1 protein-coding gene is annotated in these 1,893 nt (G+C 30.3%); it reads right to left on the bottom strand.

The genetic code is table 11. From position 1 onward, the window contains the following. Positions 1-83: 83 nt before the first annotated feature. Positions 84-1,604 carry a S41 family peptidase gene (locus tag AC4AGG_RS16265; RefSeq protein WP_489773073.1) on the bottom strand — a complete coding sequence of 507 codons (1,521 nt, stop codon included), beginning with the start codon at positions 1,602-1,604 and terminating at the stop codon, positions 84-86. Between the last annotated feature and the right edge of the window lie 289 nt (positions 1,605-1,893).

The raw sequence follows: 1,893 nt of genomic DNA on the forward strand, positions 1-1,893 counted from the left end.
AAAAGCAGTGGCGACGAAGAATATTCAAATTTTCAATTCAAGAATTCAAGCCCGCTTTTGCTAATACACTGTTAGCAGAAGTGTTATTTCCCACTCTCAATGAAAGTTATTGCTCTTTCTAAAATTTCGTCTTTTTGTAGTTCCACATCACGTGCGGTTTTTGAAACTAAAATGTCGATTTTAACTCCAACTCTTTGTGAAATACTTTTATCAGGGTAAAATATTCCAATACCTGTAAATGCTGTATCGTGGTTATCAACTGTCCTAAACTTTGTGACATTTCCGTCTGCTCCCGAAGTTTGCCTTCCGATTGTTGTGACATTGTCGCCCACTTGCAAAGTCATTGCAGTAAATTCTGCATGGCTTTGTGTTTTCTCGTCAACAAGTAAAATAACTTTTCCTTTATATTGCAATTGTCCTTCTTTTCCGCTTTTAGCGTCCGCATCTACCCAAATAAACTTTCCTGGATACTTTAGATTGGGTACCATCACTTTGAAAAACTCTTTTTCTTTTGAGCAAATATATTCAGAGAGTAAATAATTTGTTCCTTTGGGGTAATTTCTAATATCAAAAATAATTGCTTTAGTATTCATCAAAGAATCCATCATTATTGGTATGTCTTGCTTATCAAGAATTCCCAAGTTGACATATCCAATATTTTGAGATAATATTTCATACTTTACAGTATTTTTTTTTGCTTCTTGTTTAAAATTTTTGAAAAGAAATCGATGAACAGTTTTTTCGGCTACTTTATTGTTCCTCGTAAAACTTATTTTTACTGAATCGGTGCTTCCATTAAAAATTGCATGCCTCGCATTTTTTCTCTTTTGAGAAATATTTGAACCATTTATGAATTTCTTTTTATCGTTGAAAATTTCGCCAATAGTTTTGCCATCCACTCTTGTGATAACATCACCAACTTTCAAATCATCTTTTTCAGCAAGTTCTTTATCAAAATATCCTGAAACAACAGCTCCATCGTTAATTAATTCAAATTTTATTGGCAACCATTTGAATCCAAAGTAATTGTTAGTTTCCCATGTTACGTAATAGGCATGACTATCATCAACTTTTGTAATCATTTCTAAATTTGCCAAATAGTAATCTGTAGCAGATTTTACGTTAAGAAATTTTTGCAATAAAACGTCTAAAGCAAAATCCCAATTTTCATCCATTTGATATTTATAAGGGAAAAAATATTCAACAAAATTCCAGTATCGGAATAATGAAATCAACCTAAAATTCTTATCCCGCCAATTTACTTTTGAATATGTGGGTTCATTTTGAAACACTGCATTTCCTATTTTTTCCGCCGGAACTACATAGAAATTATTTCCTTGATTTCTATTCTTTTCAATTTCTTTTAATTTTTTTATAAGTTTATTACTAAAAAGATTTTTATTTTCAGTCCATTTCAAATCAAAATTTTCAATGAAATAATCTTCTTTTCCTGCTGAACAGGATTTACATTTTGGTATTTCACCTAACTCCAAAATCCAATTTATATAAACAGCAGATAGTGTTTTTTTTATCTGTTGCTTTGTCAACTTTTGGAAGAATTTTGAATAATTCTTCATCCCAATTATATGCCCCTTTTGAAACATTTGGATGGTAATATTTTAGAAATCCCCAAATTTTACACAGACTTGTTAGTTTTTCTGTTTCTGATAATTTATTTTGTGAGAAGATTATTTGTGAATTTAGTAGTACTAAAAAAAAAGTAAATATCTTTAATTTCATAAATGCTATTTTTTTTGAATAGTTCTTTTAACATTTCTGCTAACGAAAAAGTATTGCCGAAGTGCGGGCTTTTACACCTGAAAAGTACAACTAAGACCAACCTTAGCAATTGCTTTTTTCGTGAAACTAAATTAAAGAAAATAGTTGAAACGG

The organism is Chryseobacterium sp. CG10_8, from assembly GCF_058117085.1.